Origin of the sequence: Kribbella orskensis (assembly GCF_004342085.1) — a bacterium.
Taxonomy (GTDB): Bacteria; Actinomycetota; Actinomycetes; order Propionibacteriales; family Kribbellaceae; genus Kribbella; species Kribbella orskensis.
Genome location: NZ_SLWM01000011.1, coordinates 250,941 through 269,176, shown reverse-complemented (window position 1 = coordinate 269,176; position 18,236 = coordinate 250,941). Strand labels below are relative to the sequence as shown.

Here is an 18,236-nt window from a genome sequence, read left to right as displayed (position 1 = left end):
TCCGTTCCTGGATCAGGCCCTGATGCGCCCGGGCCAGCACCTTGACCCCGGCCGCGAGCGGCGAGTCGGGCTCGGTGACGCGGAGCTGGTGGCGCCGGGTCCGGACCATGTCGGCCAGCGTGTGCGCGTCGGTCTTGTCGTCCTTGGCGCCCGAGATCGAGATCACCTCACGATGCCTGGCGGCCTGTTTCGGGTTCACCGCGAACACCTGATAACCGGCCGCGATCAACGCCTGAACCCACGGTCCCCGGTCGGTCTCGATCCCGATCACGACCTGGCCCGGGCCGTCGTCGTCACCCAGGAACTCCGCGACCAGCTCGTGGAGTTTCACCATCCCCGCGATGCCCTCACCGACCCGCTTACGGGCCAGCACCCGGCCCTGGTCGTCCTCGACCTCGAGGTCATGGTGGTCCTCGGCCCAGTCATCACCAACGAACAACACGATGCAGTTCTCCCGTCGTCTTGCACTCGATGAGCATCAGCAGCCCCGCAGGAGACAACGGCGCCCTAATGGATCAGTGCTCACACCACCAACCAGCAGCAGTGGGCACGACATCCCATCAGCCGTTCACGCCTCCCAACCCACCAGCAAGGGCACGCTCTGTCGCCAGGGCTCAAACGGCCCAGGAAGTACCAGTGCTCACCTGCCAGCAGCTACAGGCACCGAGTCTGCCAAAGACCCGATAACACCCATCAGGTAGATGTCGCTCGCGACGCCACCCTCCACGCCCACCGCGGCGGTGGAGGCGCGGAGCGTACGCAGTACTTTCTGTCCTTCCGTACCCTGCTCGCCCGCACTCAGCGATTGCCAGTTGCCCAAGCTGCGGCCGGCCAGGGCCCGAGCCTGCCACCCAGGAGCGCGCTCGGGCCCAGCTTTCTTGTACTGCGTTGTCGCACAGCGGCTGACCGTCGGCGGGCGACAATCCCTAGCTTCCATTCGCCCCCTCCGCCGGAACCGGTCCTGCAGTCTCAGGGCGAATGAAAACAGAAGGTGGCTGGGACAGGCGGTCCGCCAACCATCGCCACCCCGGCGCCCCCGGCTGTACCGAACGACAGGTAGATGTCGCTCGCGACGTCAGCCACCACGCTCACTGCGGCGGTTGAGGCGCAGGGAGCACGCAGTACCTCCCGCCGTTCCGTACGCCGGGGCCGCCACCTGGGCCTGCCCTGCACATGGCAGCGCAGGTGCGGCGTAGGAGACCCGCGTGGGTGGCGGAGTCCTCAGCGCTTGGTGGCTAGGAGTACTGCGGCGTCGGGGGCGACCATTACCTCTACGGTGGTGAAGCGTCTGTCCTGGAGCCATTCCTGGCGCAACGTGTCGACGCGGCCCTCGTACATCGGGGGCCAGACCATGGACGGGGTGAAGTCGTCCAGCACTACGAAGCCGCCGGGCTCGACTGCTTCGGCGATGACGTCGCGGGCGGAGAGTTTCGCCTCGCGGGCGTCGACGAACAGCAGGGAGAACGGGCCGCGCTCGATCAGGGCTGTCCAGTCCGCCGCGAGTACCTCGATCCGGCCGTCGTCCGCGAACAGGTCGGCGACCACCTTGGCCAGTTGGGGGTCGCTCTCGGCCGTGACGATCTTCGTGCCGTCGGTGGCGCCGTGGCGCAGCCAGGCCGAGCCGACGCCGCAACCAGTGCCGACCTCGCCGAGAGTTCCGGTGCGGGAGGCCGCCAGGGTGGCGAGCAGCCGGCCGGTCTCGTTCCGGGTCGCGCTGACGAATCCGCGCCGGCCGGACAGGCTGAGTGCCGCGGAAACCAGCGGCGGTAGTTCAGGGGGAGCGCTCACCGGTTGAGAGTTGCACAGCATCGGGCCAGCGGTGTCACTGGCATCTCACATGCCGGGACATGCTGACCGCATGGTGGCGAATTAGTCGGACGCCAGAGTATCTTCGTCCCCATCATGCAGTTCGCGGTACGCCTTATTTGCTGCCGCGCCGGGATTCGCTAAGGCCGACCCCCCGGCGCGGGTTCCGGCGTACCTCCCGCCCGGTAGCGCCACCGTCGGCCGTTTCTCGACAGCGAGTTCAACGGGAGAGCAGCATGTACGAAATGTATCCGGCCACCTGGAAGGTCGTCGACGGACGCGAGCGCAAGGCCGCCCGCCGTCGCCGCCCCGCCCCGCGTCAGGCCGACAACCAGCCAGTCCAAGAGGCCATGAATCGCCGCGACAACGGGGGAGAACCCAAGAAGTGAGCACGCGACAGCACTCCACGAAGACGACCTTCACGCTCGCGGTGGTCGGTGGCGACGGGATCGGACCCGAGGTCACGGTGGAGGCCCTGAAGGTTCTCGACGCCGTCAGCGCGAACTACGGCGTCACCTTCGAGCGCACGGAGTACGACCTGGGCGCCAAGCGCTGGCACGCCACCGGCGAGACGCTGCCGGACGCCGAGCTCGAGGAGATCCGCAAGCACGACGCGATCCTGCTCGGCGCGGTCGGTGACCCGACCGTCCCGTCCGGCGTGCTCGAGCGCGGTCTGCTGCTGAAGCTCCGCTTCGCGCTGGACCACTACGTGAACCTCCGCCCGTCGAAGGTCTACCCGTCGGTCGGCTCGCCGCTGGCGAACCCGGGCGAGGTCGACTTCGTCGTCGTCCGCGAGGGCACCGAGGGCCCGTACGTCGGCAACGGCGGCGCGCTCCGGGTCGGCACCCCCGCCGAGATCGCCACCGAGGTCTCCGTCAACACCGCGTACGGCGTGGAGCGGGTCGTGCGCGACGCGTTCGCCCGCGCGCAGGCGCGGCCCCGTAAGAAGCTGACGCTCGTCCACAAGAACAACGTGCTCGTGTACGCCGGTCACCTGTGGAAGCGGACCGTGGACGCGATCGCGCCGGAGTTCCCGGACATCACCGTGGACTACCTGCACGTGGACGCGGCGACGATCTTCATGGTCACCGACCCGGCCCGGTTCGACGTGATCGTCACGGACAACCTGTTCGGCGACATCATCACCGACCTGGCCGCCGCGATCAGCGGTGGCATCGGGCTGGCCGCGAGCGGCAACATCAACCCGGACCGGACCGCGCCGAGCATGTTCGAGCCGGTGCACGGCTCCGCCCCGGACATCGCCGGCCAGCAGAAGGCGGACCCGACGGCGGCGATCCTGTCCACCGCGCTGCTCTGCGACCACCTCGGGCTGACGGAGGCCGCGGCCGCGATCGAGGCCGCGGTGACGGCCGACATCGAGGAGCGCACCGGTCACGCGCGGACCACCGCGGAGATCGGTGATGCGATCGCCAAGCGCGCCGCCGGCTGAAAGTGGAGGCTCGCATGACCACTTCGGCACGAGGTACGGTGCGGCTATGAGCGCCGATCTGCAGTTCACCGTTGAGCCAAACACCCAACCGGCCAGCGACGACCAGCGCGCCCAGATCCTGGCGAACCCGGGATTCGGGCAGTACTTCTCCGACCACATGGCGATCGCCACCTGGAACAAGGAGAACGGCTGGCACGACGCGAGGATCACCGCCTTCGGACCGCTGGAGTTGTCTCCCGCGACCTCGGTGTTCCACTACGCCCAGACGATCTTCGAGGGGATGAAGGCCTACCGCCACCCCGACGACTCGATCCACATGTTCCGCCCGGAGGCGAACGCGGCCCGGTTCGTCCGGTCCGCCCGACGGCTCGCGCTGCCGGAACTTCCCGAGGACGCGTTCCTGGACTCGCTGCGCAAGCTGGTCGAGATCGACAAGGCCTGGGTCCCCGGGGGTGGCGAGACCTCCCTCTACCTGCGGCCCTTCATGTTCGGCTCCGACCCCTTCCTCGGCGTCCGCCCGTCGGCGCAGGTGACGTACTGCGCGATCACGTCGCCGGCCGGCTCGTACTTCGCCAAGGGCGTCAAGCCGGTACGGATCTGGCTGAGCGAGGAGTACACCCGCGCAGCGCCAGGTGGCACCGGAGCGGCGAAGACAGGCGGCAACTACGCCTCGTCACTGGTCGCCCAGGCCGAGGCCACCGAGCAGGGCTGTGACCAGGTCGCCTTCCTCGACGCGGTCGAGAAGAAGTGGATCGAAGAGCTCGGCGGGATGAACCTGTACTTCGTGCTCGACGACAACTCGGTCGTCACGCCCGAGCTGTCCGGCACGATCCTCGAGGGCATCACCCGCGATTCGATCCTGAAGCTCGTCACCGATCTCGGCTACACCGTGACCGAGCGGAAGATCTCGATCGACGAGTGGCGCGACGGTGCCGCCTCCGGCAAGATCCGCGAGGTGTTCGCCTGCGGCACGGCCGCGGTGATCACCCCGGTCGCCTCGCTGAAGTGGAACGGTGGCGAGGTGCAGGTGGCCGACGGCAACGGTGGCCCCGTCACCAGCGCCGTCCGCACGGCTCTGCTCGACGTCCAGTACGGGCGCGCCGCCGATCCGCACAACTGGATGACCAAGATCTGCTGAACCCTCGGACAACAACCGGTCGCGCTCGGAGAAACCTTGTGTTCTCCGGGCGCGACCGCGTTGCGGGGCCGGATTCAGGGCTGGATTTCACAGGATGTTCTCAGGTGCGCTCGGCGTGTGCGGGCAGCTGGGTTGGATAGGGTCGAGGCACCGTTTCCGACTCGAGGGCGAGGGCATGAGCAGCTTCCCGGAGGATGTCGAGGCTTACTACGCGGAGCTCGCGGAGAGGCGCGACTGGCCGGCCGAGGCCCGGCGTGCGATCCGGTCGACGGTGGAGCTGATCAGGGAGCTCGACCGGGGGACCGCGCCCCGGACGTTCGGCGCGCTCGCCGACGACGCCGGCACCGACTGGCTGTACGAGGCGGTCTGGCACGAGCGGGAGTGGGTGGTGGTCCGCCAGCTCGGCGCGGCCGAGGACGGCACGATCACCCGGTACTGGTGGCAGCGCCTCGAGGACGACGAGGGCATGCTCACCGACCAGGCGCTGGACCGGGACGAGTGGGGTCTGCGCCCGCTGAGCCGGGAGGACTTCTACACCGCCTGGGACGACCCGGGCTGGTCGCTGACCGCCTGAATCAGGGGCAAATCCTGGACTCTGACGGGCGCGGCAGTACTGGTCGGCGTACCGGATGTTCGCGTTTCGAGACATTTCGCCACCCCGTGGACTTCCTGTGGCAGACTGCGAAATGTCATGAAGAACTACCGGGTCATCATTAGCTAGGCGCGCTCAGCAAGCACCACCTGAGCGCGCAGACCTCTCGCACCTTGCGGGAGGTTTTTTGTTTGCCCGACCTGGACCAGACCACTGCCAGACCAGCGCCAGACCAGCCCCCACCGGAAGGCGATCCTGTGAGTACATCCGACGAGTTCCACGTCTACGACACGACTCTGCGCGACGGCGCGCAGCAGGAGGGTCTGGCGCTGTCCGTGGCCGACAAGATCGCCATCGCGCAGCACCTGGACGACTTGGGCGTCGGCTTCATCGAGGGCGGCTGGCCGGGGGCGGTGCCGAAGGACACCGAGTTCTTCGCGCGGGCGCGGACCGAACTGCACCTGCGGCACGCGACCTTCACGGCCTTCGGTGCGACCCGCAAGCCCGAGACGACGGCCGCCGACGACCAGCAGGTGGCCGCGCTGCGCGACTCCGGCGCCGCGGTCGTCACGTTGGTTGCCAAGAGCCACGACGCGCACGTCGAACGGGCCTTGCGCACCACGCTCGACGAGAACCTGTTGATGGTCGCCGACACCGTCCAGCACCTGCGCGAGCACGGCCAGCGGGTCTTCCTCGACACCGAGCACTTCTTCGACGGCTACCGGGCCAACCGCGCTTATGCCCTGGAGGTAGTTCGTGTCGCCGCGGAGGCAGGCGCCGATGTCGTGGCGCTCTGCGACACCAACGGCGGCACCCTGCCGAGGGAACTGCAGGAGATCGTCCGCGACGTCCTCGAGACGACCGGCGCCCGGCTCGGCATCCACGCCCACAACGACGGCGGCTGCGCGGTGGCCAACTCGATCGCCGCGGTCGAGGCCGGTTGCACGCACGTCCAGGGCACCATCAACGGGTACGGCGAACGCACCGGCAACGCGGATCTCCTCGCGGTGGTCGCCAACCTCGAGCTCAAACGCGGGATGGACCTCCTCCCGCCCGGCAAGCTCGCCGAGTCGTTCCGGATCGCCCACGCGATCGCCGAAGTGACGAACGTGCCGCCGTCGACCCGGCAGCCGTACGTCGGTGTGTCCGCTTTCGCCCACAAGGCGGGACTGCACGCCAGCGCGATCAAGGTGGATCCCGACCTCTACCAGCACACGGATCCGGCCCTGGTGGGCAACGACATGCGCATGCTCGTCTCGGAGATGGCCGGCCGGGCGAGCGTCGAGCTGAAGGGCCGCGAGCTCGGCTTCGACCTCGGCAACGACCGCGACCTGGTCAGCCGGGTCACCGACCGGGTCAAGGAGATGGAGTCGCGCGGCTACACCTTCGAGGCCGCGGACGCGTCGTTCGAGCTGCTGCTGACCGAGGAGGTCACCGGCAGCCGGGCGAGCTTCTTCGACGTCGAGTCCTGGCGCGTGATCACCGAGTCCCGGGCCGACGGCGAGGCGGTGTCGGAGTCCACGGTGAAGCTGGTCGCGGGCGGCGAGCGCGAGATCGTCACCGGCGAGGGCAACGGCCCGGTGAACGCACTCGACCACGCACTGCGGACCGCGATCGAGCGGGCCTACCCGGTGGTGAACAAGTTCGAACTGGTCGACTACAAGGTCCGGATCCTCGACCAGGGCCATGGCACGGATGCGGTAATCAGAGTCCTGATCGAGACCGCCGACGGCGAAGGATCCTGGTTCACCGTCGGGGTCGGCCACAACATCGTCGAAGCCTCGTGGGAGGCACTGGTCGACGGGTTCACCTACGGTCTGCTCCGCCACAAGGAGGTCGCCCGATGACCGCGCTGGCAACCCTCGCACCCCGGACCGCGGACGCCGCGCCCGCGTACGTCGTACCGGAGCGGGTGCTCACCGTCTTCACCGCGCAGGTGGTCGAGACCCGCGGACTACTGGCCCGGATCGCGGTCCAGCTGAATCCATACGACGTGCGCGAGCTGAAGCTGTGCCTCGAGACGTGCACGCTCCGGGTCGTCGTCGAGGGCGCGGGCTTCGACGCCGGCCGCGTCGCCGCCCGCCTCGACAAGATCGTCGGCGTCCTCGAGGTCAGCTACAGCTGAGCCCGCTCGAGGTCCAGCGCCAGAGCAGCAGTCCAGCTGAAGTCGCGAGCGCCGCGAGCCTCACCCGTGTAGGGATCCACGTACTCGGCGAAGTCGGTCGCGGCGGCCAACTCCAGTACGTCGGTGCGCAGCGCGTCGGCGAGTTCCGCCTGGCCGAGGCCGACCAGGCCGCGGTGGATCAGCCAGGCGGTGTTGAACCAGCTCGGCCCACGCCAGTACCGCCCGGGCTCGAACGCGGGACCCGTCAGGTCGTAGCTCGGCACCATCCGCACCTCACCGAGCCGGAACCGCGGGCCGCGTGCGGTGGTCAGCAGTTCCGTTGCCACCGGCAATTTGTCGATCAGCAACGGGATCAGGCCTGCGACGGTGTCGGCGGCAACCAGTTCGCCGTCGGCCAGGTCTCGCGACCGGAAGATGCCGTCGGCAAACAGTTCCTTGACCAGGGCCGCGGTCAGCTCGGCGGCCGCCTGGAGATGCGGAGCCGGGTCAAGCGAGAGGGCCTTGGCGACCGACGCCAGCGCGTGCTCGGAGGCAATCAGTAGTGCGTTGAAGCACGGGTCTTCCAGCGCGAAGGCGAACGGCGTGGCCGCGTCGTCGTACCGGTGGTCCCGGTAGGTTGCCGCGAGTTGCACGTAACGCCCGTAGTCCAGATCGGTCGGGCGGTCGGCATCCTCGGCGTGGTCGGTGTCGCGTCGGGTGAACGACCCGGCCGGAGCCGGCTCGACCCTTGCCAGGGCCTTGTCCCAGGCCGGGCTGTTGTCCATCCCGGACTCCCAGGGATGCACGATCGCGACCAGCCCGCGGCCGCCGAGGTCCCGGTGCTCGCGGAGATAGGCATGCCAGGCAACGAGCTTCGGGTATGCCCCGGCCAGGAAGTTCCGGCGTACGGACTCCTGCTCGTCGGCCTGGTGGGCGAGCCAGACGGCGAGCGCGTGCACTGGTGGCTGCACGATCCCGGACGTCTCGACGCCGCTGGGCGTGCTCGCCTGCCAGAAGTCGGGGCCCGGGAAGTAGGCGTCGCGGGGGACCGAGGGGGAGAAGTTGATGTGCGGGATCCGGCCGTCGGCCCACTGCGACTCGAACAGCGACTCCAGCTCGACCTGCGCCCGCTGCGGTGACAGGTGACGCAGGCCGATCGCGATGAACGCGGAGTCCCAGCTCCACTGGTGCGGGTACAGCGAGTGCGACGGCACAGTCGAGCGCCCGGTCCAGTTGCCGAACAGAACCCGGGCCGCGGCCGAGGGATCGGCCTCCTCGATCGTCATGTGGGCAACTGTGCTCTAGTGTCCCAGCAGTTGGAAGAACCTCGTCACGTCGGCGGCGAACAGGTCGGGGACCTCGACGGCGGCGAAATGGCCGCCGTGCTCGAACTCGGTCCACTGCGCCACCTGGAACGAGTGCTCGACGTGCGGCCGGATCGCCAAGGTGATGTCGTGCGGCAGCACCGCCACTGCGAGCGGCGCCGCGCAGACCGGAGGTGTGGTCCCGGCCGACTCCTTGGTCAGCCGGGCGGACGACCCCGCAGTACCGGTCAGCCAGTAGAGCGTGACGTTGGTCAGCAGGTGGTCGATCGGGATCTCCGAGGCCGGGTCGGTCCACTCGGTGAACTTCTCCGCGATCCACGCGAGCTGGCCGATGGGGGAGTCGGTCAGCGCGTACGAGATGGTCTGCGGCCGGGTCGCCTGCAACGCCTGGTACGCCGGGCGGTTCGCCATCATCGCCTTGATCCGGTCGACCCGCCGGGTGTCCTCCTCGTCGAGGTCGAACTCGACCCCCTTCGGCGGAGGCAGCGGCAGGTAGGTGACGTGGACGCCGACCACCTGGTCCGGGGCGACGTTCGCCAGTGCCCGGGCGATCCCAGATCCAAAGTCGCCACCCTGAGCGCCGTACCGGTCGTAGCCGAGGCGGTTCATCAGCTCGGCCCAGGCCCGGGCGACGCGGTGGATGTCCCAGCCCTGGTCGTGCGTCGGCCCGGAGAACCCGAAGCCGGGGATCGACGGGATGACCAGGTGAAAGTTCTCAGCGAGCGGCCGGATCACGCCGAGGAACTCGAGGAACGAGCCCGGCCAGCCGTGCGTGAGGATCAGCGGCAGCGCCTCGGGGTTGGCCGAGCGGACGTGCACGAAGTGGATCCGCTGCCCGTCGATCTCGGTCGTGTACTGCGGGAGTTCGTTCAGCCGGGCTTCCTGCTTGCGCCAGTCGTACGCCGTGCGCCAGTGCTCGGTGAGTTCCTTCATCCGCGCGAGCGGGATGCCGTAGTCCCAGCCGGCGTCGGGGAGCTCGTCGGGCCACCGGGTCCTGGCCAGGCGGTCGGCCAGGTCGTCGAGGTCGGCCTGCGGGATGGCGATGGTGAACGGCTCGATCATGGTTGTCTCCTTTGTTGGTGCGACCAACGATAGCTCATGATCGTTGGTCGCACCAACAGAACTTCAGGAGATCAGTCCCAGGTGAACTTCAGGAGCTCAGTCCCAGCTGAGGCTGCCGCCCGACTGGTACTCGATCACGCGGGTCTCGAAGAAGTTCTTCTCCTTCTTCAGGTCCATCACCTCGGACATCCAGCCGAAGGGGTTGCGGGTCTCGCCGAAGATCGGGGCGAGGCCGATCTGCTCCGCCCGGCGGTCGGTGATGAAGTGCATGTACTGCTCGCACAGGTCGGCGGTCAGGCCGAGCATGCCGTTCGGCATCGTCGCGCGGCCGTAGGCGACCTCCAGCTCGCACGCCTCGGTGAGCATCTGCCGCACCTCGGCCTGGAACTGCGCGGTCCACAGGTGCGGGTTCTCCTGCTTGATCTGGTTGACGCAGTCGATGCCGAAGTTCAGGTGGATCGACTCGTCGCGCAGGATGTACTGGTACTGCTCGGCGATCCCGACCATCTTGTTGCGCCGGCCGAGCGACAGGATCTGCGCGAAGCCGGTGTAGAACCACATCCCCTCGAAGACCACGTAGAACGCGATCAGGTCGCGCAGGAAGTCCGTGTCCGCCTCCGGGGTGCCGGTCCTGAAGTCGGGATCCTCCAGGTGCTGGGTGTACTTCAGCGCCCAGGCGTCCTTGTCCGCGATCGACGGCACCTCGCGGTACATGTTGAACAGCTCGCCCTCGTCCAGGCCGAGCGAAGTACAGATGTACTGGAAGGTGTGCGTGTGCACGGCCTCCTCGAACGCCTGGCGGAGCAGGTACTGCCGGCACTCGGGGTTGGTGAGTTGCCGGTAGACCGCGAGCACGATGTTGTTCGCGACCAGGGACTCGGCGGTGGCGAAGAAGCCGAGGTTGCGCTTCAGCATCAGCCGCTCGTCCTCGGTCAGCCCGTCGCGGGACTTCCAGAGGGAGATGTCGGCCTGCATTGGCACCTCGGTCGGCATCCAGTGGTTGTTGCAGCCGGCCAGGTACTTGTCCCAGGCCCACTGGTACTTCAGCGGGAGCAACTGGTTCACGTCCGCGCGGGCGTTGATCATCGCCTTGTCGGCGACCTCGACCCGCGATGCTCCGATGGCGATCTCGCCCAGTCCGGTGGTGGTCACTGGCAGGCCTCGCAGTCAGGATCGTCGATCGAGCAGACAGCACCGGTGGGTTCTGGGAGGGCTGCCGAAAGGGTTGCTGGCGCAGTGGGTTCAGGCAGGGCTACTGGAACGGCGTTGAGACGGCCGTCGGTTCCCTGCAGCGTGGACTTCTCTACGTGAGTCGCTGACTGGGAACGCAGGTAATAGGTCGTCTTCAGGCCATGCCGCCAGGCCGACCGGTAGAGCTCGTCGAGCGCCTTGCCGGAGGGTGCGGACATGTACAGGTTGAGCGACTGGGCCTTGTCGAGCCACTTCTGCCGGCGCGACGCAGCCTTCACCAACCACAGCGGGTCCAGCTCGAACGCGGTCGCGTAGAGCTCCTGCAGGTCGGCCGGCACCCGGTCGATCTGGGACAGGATCCCGTCGTGGTACTTGAGGTCCGACACCATCACCTGGTCCCACAGGCCGCGTGCCTTGAGGTCGGCGACGAGGTACGGGTTGGCGACGGTGAACTCGCCGGACATGTTCGACTTCACGAACAGGTTCCGGTAGATCGGCTCGATCGACTGGCTGACCCCGCAGATGTTGGAGATCGTCGCGGTCGGCGCGATCGCCAGCACGTTGGAGTTCCGCATCCCGTCGCGCTGCACCTTTGCCCGCAGGGCATCCCAGTCGAGTGTGCGACTGGTGTCGACGGTGAGGTCGCCGTTGCGCGCCTCGCGGAGCAGCTCGAGCGAGTCGATCGGGAGAATTCCCTGGCTCCACAGCGATCCGTCGTACGTCTGGTAGCTGCCACGCTCGGCGGCCAGGTCGCTCGACGCCTCGATCGCGTGGTAGCTGATCTGTTCCATCGAGCTGTCGGCGAAGGCGACGGCCGCGTCGGAGGAGTAGGGGATGCGCAGTGAGAAGAGCGCGTCGGCGAATCCCATCAGGCCGAGGCCGACCGGGCGGTGCCGCTGGTTCGCGCGCTCGGACTCGGGTGTGGTGTAGAAGTTCACGTCGATCACGTTGTCGAGCATCCGGACGGCCGTCTTCACGGTGTCGCGGAGGAGGTCGGCATCCAGGCCGGTGGCGGTGAGGTGCGCGACCAGGTTGACCGAGCCCAGGTTGCAGACGGCGGTCTCGTCGACCGTGGTGTTCAGGGTGATCTCGGTGCACAGGTTCGACGAGTGCACCACGCCGTCGTGCTGCTGCGGCGAACGCAGGTTGCAGGCGTCCTTGAAGGTGATCCACGGGTGCCCGGTCTCGAACAGAACGGTCAGCATCCGGCGCCACAGGTCGACCGCCTTGACCCGCTTGAACACCCGGATCTCGCCACGGTCGGCGGCCTTCTCATAACCGACATACGCCTCGGCGAACGCAGCGCCGTACAGATCATGGAGGTCCGGCACCTCGTTGGGCGAGAACAGCGTCCAGTCGCCGCCGGCTTCGACCCGCTGCAGGAACAGGTCCGGCACCCAGTTGGCCGTGTTCATGTCGTGGGTTCGGCGGCGCTCGTCACCGGTGTTCTTCCGCAAGTCGAGGAACTCCTCGACGTCGATGTGCCACGTCTCCAGGTACGCACAGACCGCGCCCTTACGTTTTCCGCCCTGATTGACTGCTACCGCGGTGTCGTTGGCGATCTTCAGGAACGGCACCACGCCCTGGGACTCGCCGTTGGTGCCGCGGATCTTCGCGCCGATACCGCGGACCGGTGTCCAGTCGTTCCCGAGTCCACCGGAGTACTTCGCGAGCAGCGCGTTGTTGCGGATGCCGCTGAAGATGCCGGCCAGGTCGTCCTCGACAGTCGTGAGGAAGCACGACGACAGCTGCGGCCGGGTGGTGCCGGAGTTGAACAGCGTCGGCGTGGACGACATGAACCGGAACGAGCTGAGCAGCTCGTACAACTCGATCGCGCGGTCCTCGCGGTTCTCCTCCTTCAGCGCGATCCCCATCGCGACGCGGAGGAAGAAGGCCTGGGGGAGCTCGAAGCGGACCTTGTCGATGTGCAGCAGGTAGCGGTCGTACAGCGTCTGCAGCCCGAGGAACGCGAAGTCCAGATCGCGCTCCGGCTGGATCGCCGCGGCGACCTTGGCGAGGTCGAAGGTGGCGAGCTCAGGGTCGAGCAGCCCGGCCTCGATCCCGGTTGCGATGTACTTCGGGAAGTAGTCGACGTACGCCGAGGCCATGTCCGCCTGGCTCGCCTGGCGCGGCTCACCGTGCACCCGGCCGAGCGCTTCGCGGCGGATCTGGTCTAGCAACAACCTGCTGGCAGCGAAGCTGTACTCCGGTTCGGTCTCGACATACGCGCGGGCGGCCATCACCAGGGCGAGCTCGACCTCGTGCTGGGCGATGCCGTCGTAGCAGGAGCCGAGAGTCTCGTTCAGGATCAGCTCGGCGTCGACCGAGTCGAGTCCCGCGGCTGCCTCGGCGACGATGAGGCGCAGGCGTTCCACGTCGAGTGGAGCGGTGCTGCCGTCGGCGGCGCGAACGGTGATGGCCGGCGGCTGCGTGCTGAGCTCGGCCGCGTTCTCCGGGGTGCGGGCCCTGCTGCGCTCCTCGCGGTAGAGGACGTAGGCCCGGGCGACCTGGTGCTCGCCGGCGCGCATCAGCGCCAGCTCGACCTGGTCCTGGATGTCCTCGACCTGCACACTGCGCCGTGCATCACCGCGACTGGTGAGTGCGGCGACCACTCGTGCGGTGAGGTCGGCGACGAGGTCCCTGACCCGGTGGCTGCTCCCTGCCTCGGTGCCCTCGACGGCCAGGAAGGCCTTGCTGAGAGCCACCGAGATCTTGGTCGGGTCGAAGGTGGTGGTGCTGCCGTCGCGTCGGACGACGGTGAGTTGAATCGGCGCTGACTGCCCGGGGGTCTGCCCGGTTGTCGGCTGAGCTGACGAAACGATGGTCACAAGCACTCTCTCCACGCGAGTCTCTGACGACCGAGACCCCCGGACGAGCGCACGACGACACGCCCAGCCACGTCCGCCGCACCGCACCCGGTCATCCACCCGGCGCGTGCGCGCAGACGTTCTGCTGTTCGTCTCGTCCTGCGGCCCGCCCTCGAGGCCTCGGACAGCGGGTGCCGGCGGCATCCGCACCGGTGGCAGGTATTCGGGCTCACGGAGACACATTCCCCGCTGACCGCTGCGGGGCAGCTTCGGATTTCCACCGGATTCCCCTACCACCAGTAGAAGGGAGATTAGTTCCTCGACCCCCAGATCTTGTGGCACGACGCGCCGCGTGTCGCACATCTTGTGGTTCCCGTCACTGCGCTGCGGATCAGGCGGCCAAAGCGTGGAGGTCTTGAAGGGTCATGATCTCCGAGCCGTGGTGGATGAGTTCGCGGTTGAGGCGGAGGATCACGTGGCCGAAGGGCTCACCGGCGTCAAGTTCGGTGGCTTGGCTCAGGCCGACGGTCATCACCTGTTGCTCGTCGAGGTCGGCGATGGACTGCTGCCACGCGTCGACCCAGTGGGCGAGCCAGGCGACGGCGTCGCGGGCGTTGCCGTGCAGGGTGATGTCGGCGCGGCCCTGGCGGCTCTCACCGAAGGTCCACTCCCAGCGCTCGAAGAACGTCTCGGTCAGGTGGGCGATCAGCCAGGCGATCGTGCGCGGTCCCCGGTGGTCCGGCTCGTCCGGCCACTGCGCGACCCATTCGCCGGTGCCGAGCGACCTGAAGCGCCCGGCGTACTGGCGGCGGACGACGGTCAGGGCCTCGCTGCTCGGCCGCCAGAAGTACTCCTCGTCGGTCAGGGCCGCGAGCCGCCCGGACAGCACCATCCAGCTGAAGCCGAGCTGACCCCGCACCATCGCCATCGCCGATGGTCGCTGCAGGATGTCCCAGTCGAACGGCTCCGGCATCACAGTTCCTCACACTCCCCGTTTGCTTGCTCTTCGAACGTATGTTCGAATTGTTCAACGCGAGGGAAGGGAAAGTCAACTACGACGGTGTGTTGGTGATGGCATCGACGGAACGGGTCTGCTAGGCGGCTCGATCCGGGTATCCGCCGCCGGGCTGGCGAAACGGCGTTCGAGGAGGGTGAAGGCATCGATCAGTTCAGGAGCTTCGTAGACCCGGTTGCGGCGGCCGTCCGTGACCTCGCGGAGCACGCCGGCTTCGGTGAGCCGGGTGAGCCCCTGGTTGGCGGCCTGCTGTGACCTGCCGATGAGCCCGGCCGCGGCGGCCAGGGTGAGCACGGGTGCCGCCGGCAGGGTCTCTATCAGGAGGTCGACGGCCGATCCCGCACGCACCGGGGCGGCCCGTTCGCGCCAGGCTGCCTTGAGTTCGGCCGCGGTGCGTTCGAAGCGAGCCGCCTCGGCCGTGGCATGGCTGCACGCCGTCGCGAACATCAGCAGCCACTCGTTCGCCGCGCCGCGAGCGCGAGGACTCGTCGCCTTGCCCACGTGCCTGAACGCGGTGAGCGCTTCGACGTACTGCGTGGCGTGGGTGGCGAGTGACAGCGACACCGGCGGGACCGTGCGTTCGACTAGTCCCTCGGCCCGCAGGATCAGGTGGATCAGCGCGCGCCCGGTCCGGCCGTTGCCGTCGGCAAAGGGGTGGATGGTCTCGAACTGCGCGTGCGCGATGCCGGTTTTCGCCAGCACAGGAAGGGAGGAGTCCCGCACGAAGGCCATCAGGTCTTCGAGTAACTCAGCCACGAGTTGCGCGGGCGGCGGCACGTAGTACGCCTCGGCGGGGGAGCGGCCGCCGATCCAGTTCTGCAGGAAGCGCACCTCGCCACCGAACTCCGGATTCGGCGAGTGCGCCATCAGTCGCCGATGCGCCTCGAGCAGGTGCTCGACCTCGAGTTTCTCGCCGATCTGCACGGACTCGGTCACCCAGGTCATCGCGTCGACCGCGCCGAGCACCTCCTCGGCGGTGACGTCGTGGTGCCGCGCGCTGTCCCGCAGCGCCTCCGCCTTCAGCAGTCGCCGCGCGCCGACCACGAGCCCCTCGATCTGCGACGACCCGACCGCCTCGGCCCGCAGCAACAACCGCGCCAAAGCCTCGCTGTTCGTCAGTACCGCGGCCGTCGCGTCGAGCCGGGCGAGATCCCCGGCCGCGTCCTCGAGCGCCGACAGCACCTCGTCGCTGAGGTCGAACTCCCGCCCGACCAACCCGTCCGGGAAGTACAACTCGTACGACCCGCCAAGACGCTCGGCCCGGGTGAACCCGTCAGGGTGTCCCGGCCACCGATGCAACTCCACTCGAGCCATACCTAGGAGTGTCTCTTATTCAAGGTTGGGAGACAAGCTTGAATAAGAGGCAGTCTTAGTCCAGGAGAGGTGAACCGATCCGAGTGGAGACTCGAACCCGGTCACGAAACCTGGGGCAACGAGACTGGAGGCATCGTGCGGCTGGACGCGGAAGCGCTGGACATGGTGGCGGCGAACGAGGCGGACTGGGATGCGCGGGCGGCGTTGCACGCGGCCAGCCGGTTCTACAGCCAGCCTGCGGAGTACTGGTTCGGCGACTACGAGTGGGAGGATCTCGGTCCGCTCGACGGGCGCGACGTACTGCATCTCCAGTGTCATCTCGGTACCGAGACCATCGCCTTCGCCCGCCGCGGCGCCCGGACCGTCGGGCTCGACCTCTCCTCGCGATCTCTGGAGGAGGCACGGAATCGCCGGCAACCAGAAGGTCGACATCGAGTACGTCCATGCGAACGTGTACGACGCGGTGGAAGCCCTGGAGGGCAGGCAGTTCGACGTCGTCTACACCGGCAAGGGCGCGCTCTGCTACCTCCCCGACTTCGCCCAGTGGGCCGACGTCGTCCACCAACTCCTGAAGCCGGGCGGCTCCCTCTACATCGTCGAGTTCCACCCGCTGCTGAACGCGATGGGCTCGGTCGCACTGCCTGGTGACACCGACGATCTGATCATCCGCAACGACTACCTGGAAGGCCGTGGCGCGATCGCCCACGACACCACCGTCACCTACACCGGCGACCAGATCCCCGGCCGCCAACGCAGCTTCGAGTGGATGCACAGCCTCGGCGAAGTAGTCACCACCCTCGCCGCCACCGGCTTCCAGATCACCCGCCTCCGCGAGTCCGAAGTACTCCAATGGCCCCGCTTCAACGGCATGCACCAAACCCCCAAGGGCTGGTGGCGCCTCCCGGATGAAGCGCCCCGGATTCCGCTGCTTTATGCCCTGCTGGCTACTAAAAGCGATTAGGCCAGCATGAGTTGGTCGCAGAGGTCGACCAACTGGAGGCGGAGCGGCCGGGCCCGCTGGGCGAAGGAACGCTGGGCTGCTGCATAGGCGGCCTTGCCGGCTGGGGTTTCGATCTCGAGCGGGGAGTAGCCCAGGGCTGCGAAGTCGTAGGGGGAGGCTTGCATGTCCAGGGTGCGGATGTCGCGGGCTAGTTCGAAGCAGTCGAGGAGAAGGGCGCTGGGGATGAAGGGCATCAGTTTGGAGGCCCATTTGTAAAGGTCCATGTTGGCGTGGAGGCAGCCGCCCTGTTCAAGCGCCGGTTGTGCCTCGCGGGTCGGCTGGAGCACGTTCAGCGGGCGTGCGGGCGTGGTGAAGAAGCGGAAGGCGTCGAAGTGGGAGCAGGCGATCTTGTGGGACTCGACGACCTGGTCAGTGCCGTCGGGGCCCAGCCGGAGCGGCCAGTCGTGGCGGATGTCCTCGGTCTTGTAGACCATGGCCCACTCGTGCAGGCCGAAGCACCCGAACTGGGGCTGGCGGTCGGCCGTTGCCGCTAGCAACTGCCGGATCCAGCTAATCGAGTCGGTACGGCGCGAGACCTCGGCAGGATCCAGTTGCGCCGCGCCCTCGCAGTACAGGTAGCCGCGTCTGCCCTCGTACTGCGAGGCGCCGCGCAGGCGGACTCCCGGGCCGGGGTGCCAGACGCGGAGCTGGTTCGGGCGGGTCGGGTAGTAGGCGAAGAGGAAGTCCTCGACCGGGTGCTTCTCCCGGCGCCGGCGACGCTCCAGGTGGTCTGCGAGCAGAGCGTCGACTCGGGCGACGTGGGCGGCCTGGAGTGGCTCCCACTCGGCAGGCTCGAGAGTGACGACGGAGGGCTGGGGCGAAGCGGGCATACGGCCAGCGCTCACACGTCCAGGGCTCACGGGTCCACGGCTCACGGGTCCAGAACTCACAGGTCCAGGGCTCACAGGTCCAGGGCGAAGGCGTACAGGTCGACTCCGAGGCGGGGGGACCAGTCGCGTTCGGGGAGGCGGGTGAAGCCGAGGCGTTCGTAGATCCGGTGTGCCCCGGTCATGTACGTGGCGCTGGACAGGACGACCCGGTGGTAGCCGAGCTCGCGGGACCGCTCGACGCAGTGCAGGCTGAGCGCAGTACCGAGGCCGAGGCCGCGGGCTTTGGGGGAGACGCCGAGCATCCGGAACTCGCCCTCGCCGGTCTCGGCGATCTCGCCGTAGACCGAGCCCGGCGTACAGAAAGTAACGGTGCCGAGCAGCTCCGTGTCGTCCACCGCGACCCACAGCTCGGCCTTGGCGGCGCGGTCGGCAGCGTTGCGCAGGGTCAGCCCATAGTCGGAGCCCTCGGGGATGAAGCCATCGCTCGCATACGCGCCTGCGGTCAGCTCGCCGACCTCGTCGTACTCGTCGGGCCGGGCCAGGCGGATCGTCGTCGTCACCATGTAACTGTCTCACCCCGGTCCGGCGGTAGGCTCGGGGCC

Annotated in this window: 17 protein-coding genes and 1 riboswitch; of the genes, 7 read left to right on the top strand and 10 right to left on the bottom strand. The window is 68.0% G+C overall.

The window, feature by feature from the left end:
• On the bottom strand, positions 1-442 hold a 442-nt coding region (locus EV644_RS27340; RefSeq protein WP_132191360.1), incomplete at its 3' end, for an IS110 family transposase.
• A gap of 779 nt (positions 443-1,221) precedes the next feature.
• Entirely contained in the window at positions 1,222-1,788 is a 567-nt protein-coding gene (locus EV644_RS27335) for an O-methyltransferase (RefSeq protein ID WP_241998777.1), read from the bottom strand.
• Positions 1,789-2,042: 254 nt separating this feature from the next.
• Here EV644_RS27335 and EV644_RS45550 point away from each other — a divergent pair, with 254 nt between their 5' ends.
• From EV644_RS45550 to EV644_RS27310, 6 genes are all read left to right on the top strand, one after another.
• On the top strand, positions 2,043-2,195 hold the full coding sequence (locus EV644_RS45550; protein ID WP_199240019.1) for a hypothetical protein: 153 nt from the start codon (positions 2,043-2,045) through the stop codon (positions 2,193-2,195).
• Positions 2,192-3,256: a 3-isopropylmalate dehydrogenase gene (locus EV644_RS27330; protein WP_132191362.1), complete on the top strand. Its 1,065-nt coding sequence runs from the start codon at positions 2,192-2,194 to the stop codon at positions 3,254-3,256. Before EV644_RS45550 ends, EV644_RS27330 begins: the two co-directional genes overlap by 4 nt.
• Before the next feature lie 46 nt (positions 3,257-3,302).
• Positions 3,303-4,394: a branched-chain amino acid aminotransferase gene (locus tag EV644_RS27325; protein WP_132191363.1), complete on the top strand. Its 1,092-nt coding sequence runs from the start codon at positions 3,303-3,305 to the stop codon at positions 4,392-4,394.
• A 175-nt stretch (positions 4,395-4,569) separates the two neighbouring features.
• Positions 4,570-4,968, top strand: a complete 399-nt coding sequence (locus EV644_RS27320) for a hypothetical protein (RefSeq protein ID WP_132191364.1) — start codon at positions 4,570-4,572, stop codon at positions 4,966-4,968.
• Positions 4,969-5,243: 275 nt separating this feature from the next.
• The gene (gene cimA / locus EV644_RS27315) at positions 5,244-6,833 is read left to right on the top strand and encodes a citramalate synthase (RefSeq protein WP_132191365.1); all 1,590 of its coding nucleotides are present in this window, start codon (positions 5,244-5,246) and stop codon (positions 6,831-6,833) included.
• On the top strand, positions 6,830-7,111 hold the full coding sequence (locus EV644_RS27310; RefSeq protein ID WP_132191366.1) for a hypothetical protein: 282 nt from the start codon (positions 6,830-6,832) through the stop codon (positions 7,109-7,111). Before cimA ends, EV644_RS27310 begins: the two co-directional genes overlap by 4 nt.
• Here the strand turns inward: EV644_RS27310 and EV644_RS48170 are convergent.
• The 6 genes from EV644_RS48170 to EV644_RS27280 form a co-directional block, all read right to left on the bottom strand.
• The gene (locus EV644_RS48170; RefSeq protein WP_158292933.1) at positions 7,102-8,376 is read right to left on the bottom strand and encodes an MGH1-like glycoside hydrolase domain-containing protein; all 1,275 of its coding nucleotides are present in this window, start codon (positions 8,374-8,376) and stop codon (positions 7,102-7,104) included. The two genes, EV644_RS27310 and EV644_RS48170, sit on opposite strands and share 10 nt — an antisense overlap.
• Positions 8,377-8,391: 15 nt before the next feature.
• Positions 8,392-9,477, bottom strand: a complete 1,086-nt coding sequence (locus EV644_RS27300; RefSeq protein WP_132191367.1) for an epoxide hydrolase family protein — start codon at positions 9,475-9,477, stop codon at positions 8,392-8,394.
• Positions 9,478-9,573: 96 nt separating this feature from the next.
• Positions 9,574-10,629: a ribonucleotide-diphosphate reductase subunit beta gene (locus tag EV644_RS27295; RefSeq protein ID WP_199240018.1), complete on the bottom strand. Its 1,056-nt coding sequence runs from the start codon at positions 10,627-10,629 to the stop codon at positions 9,574-9,576.
• Positions 10,626-13,496 carry a ribonucleoside-diphosphate reductase subunit alpha gene (locus EV644_RS27290; RefSeq protein WP_132191369.1) on the bottom strand — a complete coding sequence of 957 codons (2,871 nt, stop codon included), beginning with the start codon at positions 13,494-13,496 and terminating at the stop codon, positions 10,626-10,628. The genes EV644_RS27295 and EV644_RS27290 overlap by 4 nt, the downstream gene beginning before the upstream one ends.
• 176 nt (positions 13,497-13,672) lie before the next feature.
• A riboswitch (cobalamin riboswitch) is annotated at positions 13,673-13,788 on the bottom strand.
• A 78-nt stretch (positions 13,789-13,866) separates the two neighbouring features.
• A complete protein-coding gene (locus tag EV644_RS27285) occupies positions 13,867-14,448 on the bottom strand; it encodes a DinB family protein (RefSeq protein WP_132191370.1) in 582 nt (193 codons plus the stop codon).
• A gap of 75 nt (positions 14,449-14,523) precedes the next feature.
• On the bottom strand, positions 14,524-15,804 hold the full coding sequence (locus tag EV644_RS27280) for a Fic family protein (RefSeq protein ID WP_241998782.1): 1,281 nt from the start codon (positions 15,802-15,804) through the stop codon (positions 14,524-14,526).
• 451 nt (positions 15,805-16,255) lie between these two features.
• On the opposite strand from EV644_RS27280, the gene EV644_RS46585 reads away from it, so the two are divergent.
• On the top strand, positions 16,256-16,765 hold the full coding sequence (locus EV644_RS46585) for a class I SAM-dependent methyltransferase (protein WP_241998784.1): 510 nt from the start codon (positions 16,256-16,258) through the stop codon (positions 16,763-16,765).
• Here the strand turns inward: EV644_RS46585 and EV644_RS27270 are convergent.
• Both EV644_RS27270 and EV644_RS27265 read right to left on the bottom strand, forming a co-directional pair.
• Positions 16,762-17,634, bottom strand: a complete 873-nt coding sequence (locus EV644_RS27270) for a 3-methyladenine DNA glycosylase (protein ID WP_132191371.1) — start codon at positions 17,632-17,634, stop codon at positions 16,762-16,764. The genes EV644_RS46585 and EV644_RS27270 overlap by 4 nt on opposite strands.
• 71 nt (positions 17,635-17,705) lie before the next feature.
• Positions 17,706-18,197 (bottom strand): GNAT family N-acetyltransferase, encoded by a 492-nt coding sequence (locus EV644_RS27265; RefSeq protein ID WP_132191372.1) that lies wholly within the window; start codon positions 18,195-18,197, stop codon positions 17,706-17,708.
• Between the last annotated feature and the right edge of the window lie 39 nt (positions 18,198-18,236).